General features: G+C 73.7%; 12 protein-coding genes. 10 read left to right on the top strand and 2 right to left on the bottom strand.

Annotation, left to right across the window (positions count from 1 at the left end; genetic code table 11):
* Window positions 1-83 precede the first annotated feature (83 nt).
* Window positions 84-1,073 carry a glycoside hydrolase family protein gene (locus AMYTH_RS0106770; RefSeq protein WP_027929657.1) on the top strand — a complete coding sequence of 330 codons (990 nt, stop codon included), beginning with the start codon at window positions 84-86 and terminating at the stop codon, window positions 1,071-1,073.
* On the opposite strand, the gene AMYTH_RS0106765 is transcribed toward AMYTH_RS0106770, so the two are convergent.
* Complete coding sequence (locus AMYTH_RS0106765) at window positions 1,070-1,666, bottom strand: HdeD family acid-resistance protein (RefSeq protein ID WP_027929656.1); 597 nt, start codon at window positions 1,664-1,666, stop codon at window positions 1,070-1,072. The two genes, AMYTH_RS0106770 and AMYTH_RS0106765, sit on opposite strands and share 4 nt — an antisense overlap.
* A gap of 170 nt (window positions 1,667-1,836) precedes the next feature.
* On the opposite strand from AMYTH_RS0106765, the gene AMYTH_RS44200 reads away from it, so the two are divergent.
* From AMYTH_RS44200 to AMYTH_RS0106750, 3 genes are all read left to right on the top strand, one after another.
* On the top strand, window positions 1,837-6,267 hold the full coding sequence (locus tag AMYTH_RS44200; RefSeq protein WP_157360551.1) for a DUF6531 domain-containing protein: 4,431 nt from the start codon (window positions 1,837-1,839) through the stop codon (window positions 6,265-6,267).
* Window positions 6,248-6,790, top strand: a complete 543-nt coding sequence (locus AMYTH_RS0106755) for an Imm5 family immunity protein (RefSeq protein ID WP_027929655.1) — start codon at window positions 6,248-6,250, stop codon at window positions 6,788-6,790. The genes AMYTH_RS44200 and AMYTH_RS0106755 overlap by 20 nt, the downstream gene beginning before the upstream one ends.
* 235 nt (window positions 6,791-7,025) lie before the next feature.
* Complete coding sequence (locus tag AMYTH_RS0106750) at window positions 7,026-7,955, top strand: glycoside hydrolase family 43 protein (RefSeq protein ID WP_228684614.1); 930 nt, start codon at window positions 7,026-7,028, stop codon at window positions 7,953-7,955.
* Here the strand turns inward: AMYTH_RS0106750 and AMYTH_RS0106745 are convergent.
* Window positions 7,952-8,893 (bottom strand): isocitrate lyase/PEP mutase family protein, encoded by a 942-nt coding sequence (locus AMYTH_RS0106745; RefSeq protein ID WP_037322355.1) that lies wholly within the window; start codon window positions 8,891-8,893, stop codon window positions 7,952-7,954. The genes AMYTH_RS0106750 and AMYTH_RS0106745 overlap by 4 nt on opposite strands.
* Before the next feature lie 99 nt (window positions 8,894-8,992).
* On the opposite strand from AMYTH_RS0106745, the gene crtI reads away from it, so the two are divergent.
* From crtI to AMYTH_RS0106715, 6 genes are read left to right on the top strand one after another with little or no spacing between them, the layout of a single operon-like run.
* Complete coding sequence (gene crtI / locus AMYTH_RS0106740) at window positions 8,993-10,492, top strand: phytoene desaturase family protein (RefSeq protein ID WP_027929652.1); 1,500 nt, start codon at window positions 8,993-8,995, stop codon at window positions 10,490-10,492.
* Window positions 10,489-11,451: a phytoene/squalene synthase family protein gene (locus AMYTH_RS0106735; RefSeq protein WP_027929651.1), complete on the top strand. Its 963-nt coding sequence runs from the start codon at window positions 10,489-10,491 to the stop codon at window positions 11,449-11,451. The genes crtI and AMYTH_RS0106735 overlap by 4 nt, the downstream gene beginning before the upstream one ends.
* Window positions 11,452-11,787, top strand: a complete 336-nt coding sequence (locus tag AMYTH_RS0106730) for a lycopene cyclase domain-containing protein (RefSeq protein ID WP_027929650.1) — start codon at window positions 11,452-11,454, stop codon at window positions 11,785-11,787.
* Window positions 11,784-12,101, top strand: coding sequence for a lycopene cyclase domain-containing protein (locus AMYTH_RS0106725; protein WP_027929649.1), 318 nt, complete (start codon window positions 11,784-11,786; stop codon window positions 12,099-12,101). The genes AMYTH_RS0106730 and AMYTH_RS0106725 overlap by 4 nt, the downstream gene beginning before the upstream one ends.
* The gene (locus AMYTH_RS0106720; RefSeq protein ID WP_027929648.1) at window positions 12,098-12,832 is read left to right on the top strand and encodes a class I SAM-dependent methyltransferase; all 735 of its coding nucleotides are present in this window, start codon (window positions 12,098-12,100) and stop codon (window positions 12,830-12,832) included. The genes AMYTH_RS0106725 and AMYTH_RS0106720 overlap by 4 nt, the downstream gene beginning before the upstream one ends.
* Window positions 12,829-14,331, top strand: coding sequence for an NAD(P)/FAD-dependent oxidoreductase (locus tag AMYTH_RS0106715; RefSeq protein ID WP_027929647.1), 1,503 nt, complete (start codon window positions 12,829-12,831; stop codon window positions 14,329-14,331). The genes AMYTH_RS0106720 and AMYTH_RS0106715 overlap by 4 nt, the downstream gene beginning before the upstream one ends.
* Window position 14,332: the final 1 nt, after the last annotated feature.

The following is a 14,332-nucleotide window of genomic DNA, read 5'->3' as shown; positions in this document are numbered from 1 at the left end:
TAATACGTATTAGCACCTTGACTCCACTCGGACGGGTCACGGACAGTCCCGTGTCGTCAACGCCGACGAAAGGGAGTCACCGAATGACCGAGCTCTCCCGCCGGGCGACGCTGAAGGTCGCCGCCGGGCTGGGCCTGGCGGCCTTCGCCGTCCCCGCCCTCCCCGCGCAGGCCGCCCCCGCGGGCTTCCCCGACTACCGGTTCCTGCGCACCGCTTTCGACAAGAGCGCGCTGAAGTACAACCCGACCGGCGAGCTGATCTTCCCGTGCATCCGCGGCACCGTCGGCCGGGTGCGCAACGCGCTGGGCCGCTACTACCTGTACTACGCGCCGCACGACGCGCCCGGCGGAATCTGCCTCGCCTACGCCGACTCGCTGGAAGGGCCGTTCACCGAGTACCCGGCCAACCCGATCGTGTCCAACGTGTGGGCGCCGCACTACTCGGTCAGCCACGTCTCGTCGCCGCACGTGATGTGGCACGCGCCGACACAGGAGATGTGGCTGTACTTCCACGGCGAGAACACCACGACGCGTCTGGCCCGGTCGAGCGACGGCATCGACTTCACCTACGACAAGGTCGTGCTGTCGGCGTCGATGCTGCCTGCCGGCACCAGCGAGACGTCCTACGCGCGGGTGTTCGAGCACAGCCTGCCCGCCCTGGGCGCGAAGTACGTGATGGTCTTCATGATCAACAACCAGACCAACCGGCGCACGATCGGCTGGGGCTGGTCGGCCGACGGGCGGAACTGGGAGTTCGCGCAGGAGCCGCTGATCCGCCCCGAGGAGGTCGGCGCGCGCGACATCAGCGGTCCGTCGGTGGTGAAGCGCAACGGCAGCACCTACGTCGTGTACCACTGCAACATCGAGGCCGGCGGGTCGATGCTGATCACCGAGGTGGGCAACGGCTTCAGCCTGCGCCGGCACCTCGGCGTGTTCCACGCGCCGCTGCCCGGAGCCCCCGACAACGGCCGGTGCGCATCGGCGTCGTTCGGCACCGAAAACGGCGTGGAGTACATGTTCTACGAGGCCGGCGCGCGATTGGAGGGTTCGATCGCGATCGCGCGAGCGGTCTAGGCCGCCATCGCCTGGTGGGCGCGGCGCAGCTGGAGGGCGAACCAGAGGGCGCCGGCGCCGCGCAGTACCAGGGCGATTCCGAGCCAGATCGCGAGCGTGAGGATGGTCAGGTCGGGCCACACCAGAGCTACCACCCCGATCAGCAGCGTCACCACGCCGAGGCCGAGCCACAGGCCCCACATCGGCAGGCGCCGCCGCCAGGCGAGTGACGCCGCGATCTGCCCGGCGCCCGCGACGACGAACCCGACGCCGACCACCACGGCGAGCGTGAGCAGGGTGATGCCCGGCCAGGCGAGCGCGATCACCCCGATCCCGATCCACACCACCCCGAGCAGGTAGGACGGCCACCGGGTGCGGTGCCGGTCCGCGGTGAGGATCTCGTCGAAGCCCTCGAACAGCAGGGCGATCGCGATGATCACGGCGAGCGTTCCCACCGCGACGGCCAGGTTCACCAGCAGCAGCACGCCCAGCACCGCGGTGGCGACTCCCAGCAGGGCGACCATCCACCACCGCCCGGTGACCCGCCGCAGTTCGCCGCCCGTCCCCTCGCCGAGCGTCACCCGGAACGCCCCGTAGGGCTGGTGCGCGGCCATGACGGTCCCCTTTCCGCAGCCGGAACAGCAACCGTAGGCCCGCGGCGCACACCCCGCCAGTCCGGTGGGATACCAACGGAATCCGGCTCGGTCCTTAGATCATTCGGCGGCTTGTGCAACCGTGCACCCCCTGATTGCGTCGTACCCCGGACGAGTCATGGGGGTGGCGCGTGTCGAATCCACTGGTGGCGCAGGCCCAGTCGCAGACGACGGGCGTGACGGGGATCGGCATCGCCGAGTCCGCGACCGACCTGGCCAACGGCATCAAGGACGGGTCCTGGGTCGAGGGCGGGCTGGGCGCGCTCGGCGTCGGCCTGGAAGTGCTGTCGATGGTGATCGACCCGCTCGGCACCCTCGCGCAGTACGGCGTGTCCTGGCTGATCGAGCACGTCCGGCCGCTCAAGGAAGCCCTCGACTGGCTGGCAGGCGACCCGCCGGTGATCCAGTCCTTCGCCGACACCTGGGCCAACGTCGCGACCGAGGTGAACACGATCGCGCAGGACCTGACCACCGAGGCGAACACCGGCACCGCCGGGTGGACGGGCGAGGGCGGCGACGCCTACCGCGCCAACGTCGCCGCCCAGACCGACGCGATCGCGGGCGCGGCCACCCTGGCCGACGGGATCTCCACCGGCGTCATGATCATGGGCCAGGTCGTGGCCATGGTGCGGGAGATCGTGCGCGACCTGGTCGCGGAACTGGTCGGCAAGCTGATCACGTGGGCGCTGGAAGCCGCGTGCACCCTGGGCTTCGCGACCCCGCTGATCGCCGCGCAGGCCACCACGGCGATCAGCAGCGCCATCACCCGCATTGCCGACCTGATCCGCAAACTGGTCAAGACCGTGGGGAACGCGGCGCCGCGGATCCGCCGGGTGATCGACAAACTGGGCGAGATCATCGACAAGCTCTCGGCGCTGGGCCGGAAGTTCGGGCGCCACGGCGACGGCCCGACCACCCCGTCGGCCGCGCGGAGCGGGGACGGGACCTCCACCCCGGACCTGGACGGCACACCGTCCACTCCGGACACCCCCGCGAGCCCCGACACACCGGGCACGCCGGGTTCGCTGCGCACGGCGGTGAGCAACGCCGGGAACAAGATCCGCGACCTGGCCGTCAGCGCGAAGGAGAAGATCGGCCGCGCGCTGGGCGACCCGGTGGACATGGTCAGCGGCGAGGTGCTGCTGACCCAGACCGACCTCGACCTCCCCGGGGTGTTCCCGCTGCGGCTGGAGCGCATCCACCTGTCGAACCACCGCTCGGGCCGGTGGTTCGGCCGGTCCTGGGCGTCCACACTGGACCAGCGGATCGAGGTCGACGCCGCCGGGGTGGTGTTCGCCGCCGCGGACGGGAAGCTGCTCGTGTACCCGCGGGCCGACGACGGCAGCCTCGCCACGGTGCCCTCGGCGGGGCCGCGGCACGTCCTGGCGGGCAGCCGGCGCGACGGGTACACGATCACCGACCCGGAAACCGGCCGGGTGCTCAGCTTCTCGGTGGTCGACCCGCGCTCGCCGGGGACCATGCCGGTCACCGGGATGTCCGACCGCAACGGCAACACCGTGGAGTTCCGGTACGACGAGACGGGCGCCCCGGTCGAGCTGCGGCACTCCGGCGGCTACCGGGTCGGTGTCACCACCGACTCCGGGCGGGTCGTCGCACTCACGATGCTCGGCGCCGGCGCGGGCGGCGCCGACGTCCCGGTGACGCGCTACGACCACGACGAGGACGGCAACCTGTCCGCGGTGGTCAACTCCTCCGGGCTGGCCATGCGCTTCGCCTACGACCGGCAGAGCCGGATGACCCGCTGGGAGGACCGGCGGGGAACCTGGTACGAGTTCACCTACGACGACGCCGGCCGCTGCGTGCGCGGCACCGGGGCCGACGGGATGCTGAACAGCACCTTCGCCTACGACAACGCGCACCGCGTCACCCGGCACACGAATTCGCTCGGCCACACGACGACCTTCCACTACGACGAGCGCGGACAGGTCGTCCGCCGCGTCGACCCCCTCGGCGGCACCACCACCAGCGAGTGGGACGACCGCGGGCGGCTGCTCGCCGAGACCGACCCGGCGGGCGCGACCACGCGGTACGTCACCGACGACGCCGGCGATCTGGTCGAGGTGGTCCAGCCCGGCGGAGGCCGCCTGCGCGCCGAGTACAACGCGCTGCACCAGCCGGTGGCCGTCACCGACGCCGCCGGCGCGGTCTGGCGCTGGACCTACGACGAGCGGGGCAACCCCCGCACCAGCACGAACCCCACCGGCGCCACCACCACCTACACGCACGACAGCCGCGGCCACCTGCTCGCCGTCACCGACGCGCTGGGGCACACCAAGCGGTTCGAGACCAACGCGGCCGGCCTCCCGGTCACCGTCACCGACGAGGTGGGCGCCACGACCCGGCACACCTACGACGGGTTCGGCCGGGTCGTCAGCACCACCGACCCGCTGGGCGGGGTGACGCGGTTCGGCTGGACCGTCGAAGGCCGGCCAGCGTGGCGGACCCTGCCCGACGGGTCGACCGAGCGGATGAGCTACGACGGCGAGGGCGACACGGTCGAGCACATCGACCTCACCGGCGCGGTGACGCGGATCGAGCACACGCACTTCGACCTGAAGTCGGCCGAAACGACCGCGGACGGCGCACGCGTGGAGATCCGCTACGACACCGAGCTGCGCCCCGTCGCGGTCGTGAACCAGCAGGGCCTCGAATGGCGCTACGAGTACGACGCGGCGGGCAACCTGGTCCGGGAGACCGACTTCAACGGCCGGGTCCTGACCTACCGGCACGACGCCGCCGGGCGCGTGGTGGAACGGGTCAACGCGGCGGGCGAGGCGATCCGCTACACCTACGACGCCAGGGGCGCGGTCGTCGAACAGGTTGCCGGCGGGGAGGTCACGACCTTCGAGCACGACCCGGCCGGGCGCATCGTGCGGGCCGTGAACTCCGCGGCCGAGGTGACCGTCTCCTACGACGCGGCGGGACGGGTGCTCGCGGAGACGTGCGACGGGCGGGTCGTGTCCTCGGCCTACGACGCGCTGGGCAGGCGGGTGCTCCGCACGACCCCGTCCGGCGGGCGGACCGCCTGGAGCTACGACCCGGCCGGCCGCCCCCGCGCGCTGGAGACCGCGGGCCGGGCGATCACGTTCGCCCACGACGCGGCGGGGCGGGAGACCGAGCGGCGGTTCGGCGCGGCGGCGCTCAGCCAGACCTGGACCGCCGGCCACCGCCCGCACACGCAGGTGGTCACCGCCACCGGCGGAGGCCGGGGGCCGCGGGTCACGCAGCGGCGCGCCTACACCTACCGCGCCGACGGCGGCATCACCGCGATCGTCGACCAGCTGGCCGGGCCACGCCAGTACTCGCTGGACGTGCTGGGCCGGGTCACCGAGGTGCGGGCCCCGGCCGGGACGGAGCGCTACTCCTACGACCCCGCGGGCAACATCACCTTCGCCACGTCCGCCGGGGCGGGCGAGGACGGGCCGCGCGCCTACCGTGGCACCCGGCTGGACCGGGCCGGCGGCCTGCACCTGGTCCACGACGCCGAGGGACGCGTCGTGCTGCGCAGGCGCCGCTCGCTGTCCGGGCGGGACCGGACGTGGCGCTACGAGTGGGACGCCGAAAGCAGGCTCGCCGCGGTCGTCACCCCGGACGGCGTCCGGTGGCGCTACTCCTACGACGCCTTCGGGCGGCGGGTCGCCAAGGAGCGCCTGGCCGCCGACGGCGAAGCCGTGGTCGAGCGCACCGTGTTCAGCTGGGACGGCACGCGCCTGGCCGAGCAGGTCACCTCCGGCGACGGCGGCGCCAGGGCGACGACGTGGGACTGGCACCCGGAGAGCTGGCGCCCGCTGACCCAGGTGGAGCGGACCTCCGCCGCGCACGCGCCCCAGGAGTGGGTGGACAGCCGCTTCTACGCCATCGTCACCGATCTGGTCGGCACGCCGACCGAGCTGGTCGACCCGGACGGGACGGTCGCGTGGCGCGCCACGACCGCGTTGTGGGGCGCCGCAGGCGATGACGGGGCGGCCACGCCACTGCGGTTCCCCGGGCAGTACCACGATCAGGAAACCGGCCTGCACTACAACCTGCACCGCTACTACGACCCGCTCACCGGCCGCTACCACAGCCCAGATCCGCTGCACCTGCTCGGCGGCCTCGGCATCCACTCCTATGTCCGCAACCCGCTGACCTGGCTGGACCCGCTCGGGCTGCACGGGTACGACGACTCGCACAAGACCATCGCCTTCACCGACCGCGTCAACACCCTCAGCGGCTGGGGCAGGCACGAGCCGCACTTCACCCGCCCCTCCTTCAACGACATGCGGCAGTTCCACCAGCAGATCGGCCACCCGCTGGTCGCCGAGCCGAACGGCCGGGACCTGGGCGTGTTCGGGCGCTACTTCGCGATGCACGCCGAGCGCCAGGCCGCCTACCTCGACCCGGACGCGCCGATCCGCGTGTCGTCCACGATGTGCGACGACTGCCAGGGGTTCTTCCTCGCCCTTGCGCAGCACCGCGGGATCCCCCAGCATGTCTCCGACCCGCACCACGATTTCACCTTCCACACCAACGGGACGATGAGTGCCACACCTCGACACTGACACCCTGGCCCGGCTCGCCGGCACGCTGCCGCCCGACGGCGCACTGCCCTACGCCGACCGGCGCGCCATCCACGCCGAACTGGGCGACGACGCGCTGTCCAGGCTGGAACTGCTGTGCGCGCAACGGGTCCGGCCGGTCTGGGACGCCGCCTTCCCCGGCGACGACGAGCCGATGCGCCTGCTCGCCGCCGCGCAGGCCGGCCCCGCCGCCGCGGGCCTGAAGCAGGCCGTCCGGGACGCGCACACGCATCTGGACAACCTTTCGCTGCGCGGCGGCACCGCGGTGTCCGCCGGGCTCGCGTACTGGGCCGTGGCGCGCAACCTGGTGTTCGGCAGACCCGAGGAACCCGGCGACGTCGACGGCGAGATGGACCTCGACCCCGACGACTGGTCGCCCTGCTTCTACGCGGCCAACGCGGCGGCGAACGGTCCTACGTGGCTGGACGGCAGCGACCCCGCCGCCCGGCGCGAGTTCTGGCGCTGGTACCTGCTCGAAGCCGTGCCCGCGGCCGCGGGGTCCTGACCCACGTCCGGTGACCGTCCGCACCGGCGGCTCCTCCGTCGGAGGCGGGTGGATCACCGGACCAGTGCCCCGCGGCTCCCCCGTCGTCACCGCAGCGGGCACGACCGGCGGCCCGAAGGGAGGAGATTAGTCCCTCCGCCACCCGGGTAACTCCTGCGCCGTGGACACGGCAGGCAAGATCACCAAGGCCCGCGAACCCGACCGACCGACCCGCCCGCGCCGGCGACCCAGGACCGTGAGAGCGTTGACCTGCCTGGGAATCCTGCTCTCCTCGGCGCTGCTCCCGGGTGCCGTGGCGCAGGCCGCGCCCGCCCCGCGGGTGCTGCTCGACGCGGACTTCCCGGACCCCGACGTGCTCAAGATCGGCACCGACTACCACGCGTTCGCCACCAGCGCCCCGTCCGGCCGGATCCCCGTCGCCGTCGCCAAGGACGCGGACGGGCCGTGGCGGGTCACCGGCGACGCGCTGACCGCCGATCCGTCCTGGGTGGACCCCAAGGGTGGCTACTGGGCGCCCGACGTGACCCGCCGCGCGGACGGCACCTTCCTCATGTACTACGCGGCGGTGTCCAAAACGGACCGGCACCGCTGCATCGGCACCGCCGTCGCGAACTCCGTGGCAGGCCCCTACCAGCCGGCCGGGGACGCGCCGCTGATCTGCGACCCAGGCGACAAGGGCGACATCGACCCGCAGACCTTCCAGACCCGTGACGGCACCCGCTACCTGCTCTACAAGGGCGAGCACCCCGGCGGCGGCGCGGCGGCGATCTTCGTGCAGAAGATGACCCAGGACGGCACCGCGCCCGCCGGCCCGCGCACCGAGATCCTGCGCGCGGACCGTCCCGAGGAGAAGGGCATCGTCGAAGCGCCGGTGATCACCCAGCGCGGCGGCCAGTACGTGCTGTTCTACTCCGCCGACGACTACCGCAACGCCGGCTACCAGACCCGCTACGCCACGGCGTCGTCGCTGACCGGCCCCTACACCAAGGCCGACCAGCCGCTGCTGACCACGGACTCGATCGGCCACGCCGCGGAAGGACCGGGCGGGGCGGACGTCGTCGGCGGGCGGATCTACTTCCACGGCTGGCTGGGCGGCCAGCGTGCCGCACGCGGCCTGTTCGGCATGAACCTGGAGTTCGTCAAGGGCGTGCCGCAGGTGTCCTAACCGGACTCCCCGGCGAACCGCGCCTCCAGATCGGACACCTCGGGCAGCCCGATGAGGTCGGTGAACTCGCCGAACGACGGCAGTCCGGGCAGCGCGGCCGCGGGCGTCCCGTCCCGGCGCACGGCGTCCAGCAGGGCGCGGACGCCCGCGGTCGCGGCGAGCAGCGTGCCGATCGGGTAGAGCACGAGCGAGAAGCCCAGCTCGCGGATCCGCTCCAGGGACAGCGGCGGGGTGCGGCCGCCCTCGGCCCAGTTGAACACCAGCGGGGCGACCCCGGACAGCTCCCGCGCGACGGTGGCGATGTCCTCCTCGCTGGTCGGGGCCTCCACGAAGAGCAGGTCGGCGCCGGCTTCGGCGTAGGCGCGGGCGCGGTCGACCGCGTCGGCGAGCCCGTGCACGGCGGCGGCGTCGGTGCGCGCGATCAGCACGAAGTCCGGATCCCGGCGAGCCGCGGCGGCCGCCTGGAGCTTGCCGGCCATCTCCTCGCGCGGGATGACCGCCTTGCCGCTCAGGTGCCCGCACTTCTTCGGGCTGACCTGGTCCTCCAGGTGGATGCCCGCCACCCCGGCCTGCTCGTAGGCCTGTACGGTGCGGACCACGTTGAGGGCGTTGCCGTATCCGGTGTCGGCGTCGGCGATCACCGGCACGTCGACGGCCGACACGATGCGCCGCGCGTTGTCGATCATCTCCGTGCCGGTCAGCAGGCCGACGTCGGGCCGCCCGATCAGCGAGGCGGTGGTGCCGAACCCGGTCATGTAGACCACGTCGAACCCGGCCTGCTCGACCAGCCGCGCCGTGAGCGCGTCGTAGGCGCCGGGCGCCACCAGCGGCCCCGGCGCCGCCAGCAGCTCCCGCAACCGCTTCCTCGGCGCGGGCCCGCGGCCCAGCAGGTCTCCCACCACGTCCTCCTCGTGCTCGGTCGGCCCGGCGTCCGTCACCTACGCTAGTCCGCAGGGCGGCAGGCTCACCGAGTGGACAACGGCGCAACGCTCGTGCAACGTTTTACCTGTCCGGGTTGTCGAGTGAGGGGTGGCTGGATGCGGACCGTGACGGGCCCGGCGGACCGGATCGTCGTGGTGGGGGCGGGGCTGTCCGGGCTGGCGGCGGCGCTGCACCTGGCCGGGCGGGGACGGCAGGTGACCGTCGTCGAGCGCGACCCGGTGCCCGGCGGCCGGGCCGGGCGCCTGGACCTGGACGGCTACCGCGTGGACACCGGGCCCACCGTGCTGACCATGCCCGATCTGGTCGACGAGACCCTCGCCGCGGTCGGCGACAGCCTGGCGAACCGGCTCGACCTCGTCCCGGTCACCCCCGCCTACCGCGCCCGCTTCGCCGACGGCAGCAGCCTCGACGTGCACAGCGACCCCGAGGCGATGACCGAGGCGGTGCGCGCGTTCGCCGGACCCTCCGAAGCGGACGGCTACCGCCGGCTGCGCGAGTGGCTCACCCGGCTGTACCGGACCGAGTTCGACCGGTTCATCGGCGCCAACTTCGACTCCCCGCTCGCCCTGGTCACCCCGCACCTGGCCCGGCTGGTCGCGATGGGCGCCTTCGGGCCGCTGGACCGCAAGATCGGCCGCTTCCTCCGCGACGAGCGGCTGCGCCGGGTGTTCTCGTTCCAATCCCTCTACGCCGGGCAGTCGCCCCAGCACGCGCTGGCCGTGTACGCGGTGATCGCCTACATGGACACCGTGGCCGGGGTGTTCTTCCCGCGCGGCGGCATGCGCGCGCTGCCCGACGCCCTGGCCGCGGCGGCCGCGGACGCCGGGGTGGAGTTCCGCTACGGCACCGAGGTCACGGCGCTGCGGCGGTCCGGCTCGCGGGTGACCGCGGTGGAGACCACCGGCGGCAGCCTGCCCGCCGACGCCGTCGTGCTCACCACCGAGCTGCCCGCGGCCTACGAGCTGCTCGGCCGGAGCCCGCGCCGGCCGGTGCCGCTGCGGCCCGCGCCGTCCGCGGTCGTCGTGCACCTCGGCACGCGGCAGCGGTGCGACACGGCGCACCACACCATCCTGTTCGGCGCGGCGTGGCGGCGGACGTTCCACGAGCTGATCCACGAAGGACGGCTGATGAGCGATCCCTCCCTGCTGGTGACCCGGCCGACGGCCACCGACCCCGCGCTCGCGCCGGACGGCCGCGACCTGCTCTACGTGCTGGCGCCCGCGCCGAACCTGCGGCGCGGCCCGGTGGACTGGGACCGCGTCGGGGACGCCTACGCCGACGAGGTCCTCGGCCACGTCGCCGAGCGGCTGCTGCCCGGGCTCGGCGACGGCATCGAGGCCAGGCACGTCGTCACCCCGGCCGACTGGGCGCGGCAGGGCATGCTGGCCGGCACCCCGTTCGCGCTGGCGCACACCGTCGCGCAGACCGGCCCGTTCCGGCCGCGCAACCTGGTGCGCGGCACCGACAACGTCGTGCTCGCCGGCGGCAGCACCGCGCCCGGGGTGGGCGTGCCGACGGCACTGGTGTCCGGGCGTCTCGCCGCCGACCGGATCACCGGCGCCCGCGTGACCCGTCCACTGGTGGCGGCGCGATGACCGGGGCCCTGGACGCCGCCGGGATCACCGAACCACGCCTGCGCGAGGCCTACGTCCGCTGCCGCCGCCTCAACGCCGAACACGGCCGCACCTACTACCTCGCGACGCGCCTGCTGACCAAGGCGCAGCGCCCGGCCGTGCACGCGCTCTACGGGTTCGCCCGCTTCGCCGACGACATCGTCGACTCCGCTCCCCCCGGCAGCGATCCGGCCCGACGGCTGGAAGCGCTTTCCGCGGAGCTGTTCGCCGGGCTGGACAGCGGCCGCAGCGACGACCCGGTCCTCGCGGCCGTGGTGGACACCGCGGGCCGCTACGGGATCCGCCGCGACCTGTTCGCCGCGTTCCTCGACTCGATGCGGATGGACCTCACCGTCACCAGCTACGCCGACCGCGCCGCCCTGGACCGCTACGTGCACGGCTCGGCGGAGGTGATCGGCCTGCAGATGCTGCCCGTGCTGGGCACGGTCGGCGAGCAGGCGGAGGCCGCGCCCTACGCGGCGGCGCTGGGCAAGGCCTTCCAGCTGACCAACTTCCTGCGCGACGTCGCCGAGGACCTCGACCGCGGCCGCGTCTACCTGCCCGCCGACGAGCTCGCCGCGTTCGGCGTCGACCGCGACCTGCTGCTGTGGTGCCATCGGCACGGCCGCACCGACCCCAGGGTGCGCGAGGCGCTGGCCGCCCAGCACGCCACCACCCGCGAGATCTACGCCTACGCGCGCGCCGGCATCGACCGGCTGCACCCGGTGTCCCGGCCGTGCATCGCGACCGCTCTGGTGCTGTACTCGGAGATCCTGGACCGGATCGAGGCGGCCGAGTTCGCGGTGTTCGCCCACCGGGCCCGGGTCGGCCGCGCCCGCCGGGTGCGGCTGGCGCTGTCCGGGCTGGCGCGGGCGATCTGGGCGCGGCGCGGCCGGCGCGCGGCGGACCTGACCGCGGCCGCGACGGAGAGGTGGGCGTGAATGGACCACTACCAGTACCTGCTCGTCCTGGCGGGGTGCCTGGCGATCACCCTGCCGCTGGAGTTCCTGGGCGCGCGCGTCTACCGGCGCCCGGTCGCGCTGGCGCGCGCGGTGCTGCCGGTCGCGCTGGTGTTCCTCGTGTGGGACGCGATCGCGATCGCCGCCGGAGTCTGGTGGTACAACCCCGAATACGTCACCGGGGTGCGGCTGCCGTTCGCCGTCCCGCTGGAGGAGCTGCTGTTCTTCCTGGTCATCCCGGTGTGCGGGGTGCTGACCTACGGGTGCGTGCAGGCGATGCTCGGCCGCCTGCGCGAGCTGCGGAAGGTGCGCCGGTGAACGGGCTGGGGTACACGCTGCCCGCGGTGCTCGCGGTGATCGCCGTGTGCGCGTGGGAGCTGGCCTGCCTGCGCACCGGGTTGTTCCGCAAGCCCGCGTACTGGATCTCGATGGCCATCGTGGTCGGCTTCCAGATCCCGGTGGACGGCTGGCTCACCAAGCTGAGCGCGCCGATCGTGCTGTACGCGCCCGAGCACACCAGCGGGCTGCGCTTCCCGTGGGACATCCCGGTCGAGGACTTCCTGTTCGGGTTCGCGCTGGTCACCGCCGTGCTGCTGCTGTGGGAACGGCGCACCGCCAAGGAGGAGGCATGACCGTGGACCGCACCGGCCTGGCCCGCCACGAGGTGCCCGGCGCGTTCGACACCGGCGCCGCCGCCTACGACCGGCTGGTCGGCGCCAACCCGGGCTACCACGAGCACCTGCGCCTGTCGGCCCGCCGGATGCGGCTGCCCGGCGGCGGCCGGGGCCTGCGCCTGCTCGACGCGGGCTGCGGCACCGGCGCCTCCACCGCGGCGTTGCTGGCGGCCGCGCCGCACGCCGAGATCGTCGCCTTCGACGCCTCCGCCGAGATGCTCGCCCAGGCGCGGCGGAAGTGCTGGCCCCCGACCGTCCACTTCGTCCACAGCCCGGTCGAGGAGCTGGCCGCGTCCGGGATTTCCGGGCCGTTCGACGGGATCTTCGCCGCGTACCTGATCCGCAACCTCGCCGATCCGGACGGGCAGCTGCGCGCGTTGCGGGCCCTGCTGAAGCCGGGCGGCACGTTCGCGGCGCACGAGTACTCGGTGCGCGACTCGCTCGCCGCCCGCCTGGTGTGGCACGCGGTGTGCTGGAGCATCATCATCCCGGCCGGCCGGGTGGCGACCGGCGACGCGACGCTCTACCGGCACCTGTGGCGCAGCGTCCTCGCCTTCGACGGCGTCGCGCGGTTCCGGCAACGGCTCGCAGGCGCGGGGTTCACCGCCGTGCACAGCGAAACGATGACCGGCTGGCAGCGCGGCGTCGTGCACACGTTCCTGGCCACCAACCCCGAGGAGCCCGCGTGACCGACCGCCGCGCCGTCCGGCACCGTGCCCCCGCCGGCGCGGCGGACGCCCGCACGCTGCCGCACCGGCCGGAGGTCGTGGTGGTGGGCGGCGGGATCGCCGGGCTCACGGCGGCCACCGGGCTGGCCGAACGCGGCGTCGCCGTCACGGTCGTCGAGCGGGAGGACGAGCTCGGCGGGCGCGTGTCGGCGTGGACCGACCGGCTCGCCGACGGCAGCACCGTGTCGATGAGCCGCGGCTTCCACGCGTTCTTCCGGCAGTACTACAACCTGCGCGCGCTGCTGCGCCGCGCCGACCCGGGCCTGTCGCGGCTGCGCCCGGTCGCCGACTACCCGCTCGTCGACGGCGAAGGCCGCCGCGACACCTTCCGCGGCCTGCCGAGCACGCCGCCGTGGAACGCGCTCGCCTTCGCGCTGCGCAGCCCCACCTTCCGCGTCCGGGACCTGCTGCGGCTCAACGCCCGTGCCGCCGCGCCGCTGGCCGCGGTGTCGGTGCCGGGCACCTACGACCGGCTCGACGACGTGGACGCGGCGACGTTCCTGGAGCGCATCAACTTCCCGCCGGCCGCCCGGCACCTGGCGTTCGAGGTGTTCTCCCGCAGCTTCTTCGCGCCGCCGTCGGAGATGTCGGCCGCGGAGCTGGCGACGATGTTCCACCTGTACTTCCTCGGCTCTTCCGAGGGGCTCGTGTTCGACGTGCCGGACTCGGCCTACGACACCGCGCTGTGGGAGCCGCTGCGGGCGTACCTGGCGGGTCTGGGCGTGCGGTTCCGCACCGGCACCGAGGCCGGATCCGTGGCGCGCGACGGCTCGCGCTGGGCCGTCGACGGTCTCGCCGCCGACGGTGTGGTGCTCGCCGCGGACGTGTCCGGGCTGCGGTCGATCGTGTCGGCGTCGCCGGATCTCGCCGACGAGGACTGGCGGTCGCGGGTGCTCGGGCTGCGGATCGCGCCGCCGTTCCTGGTGCACCGGCTGTGGCTGGACCGCCCGGTGGCGCCGGACCGGCCCGCGTTCCTCGCCACCGGCGGGCTCGATCCGCTGGACAACATCAGCGTGCTGGACCGGTACGAGCGGGAGGCCGCGACCTGGGCCGCCGAGCACGGCGGGTCCGTCGTCGAGCTGCACGCCTACGCCTGCGCCGACGAGGTCACCGTGCTGCGCAAGCAGCTGGTCGGCCGGCTGCACCAGCTGTACCCGGAGACCGCGGGCGCGCGGATCGTCGGCGAGCTGGTGCAGTGGCGGCGGGACTGCCCGCTGTTCGGCGTCGGCGACTTCGCCCGCCGCCCCCACGTCCGCACCCCGTTCGACGGGGTCGTGCTGGCCGGGGACGGGATCCGCATCGATCTTCCGGTCGCGTTGATGGAACGCGCGGCCGCGACCGGCTGGCACGCCGCGAACTGCCTGCTCGCGCGGTGGGGGCTGGCCGGGCACGAACTGACCACCGTGCCGGTCCGCGGGCGGTTCGCGCCGCTGCGGGCCCTGGCCGCGTTAGGAGGGTGAG

The organism is Amycolatopsis thermoflava N1165, from assembly GCF_000473265.1.
In the GTDB taxonomy this organism is placed as follows: domain Bacteria; phylum Actinomycetota; class Actinomycetes; order Mycobacteriales; family Pseudonocardiaceae; genus Amycolatopsis_E; species Amycolatopsis_E thermoflava.
The sequence above is the reverse complement of the archived record's forward strand: the minus strand, read 5'-3'. Positions and strand labels throughout refer to the sequence as shown.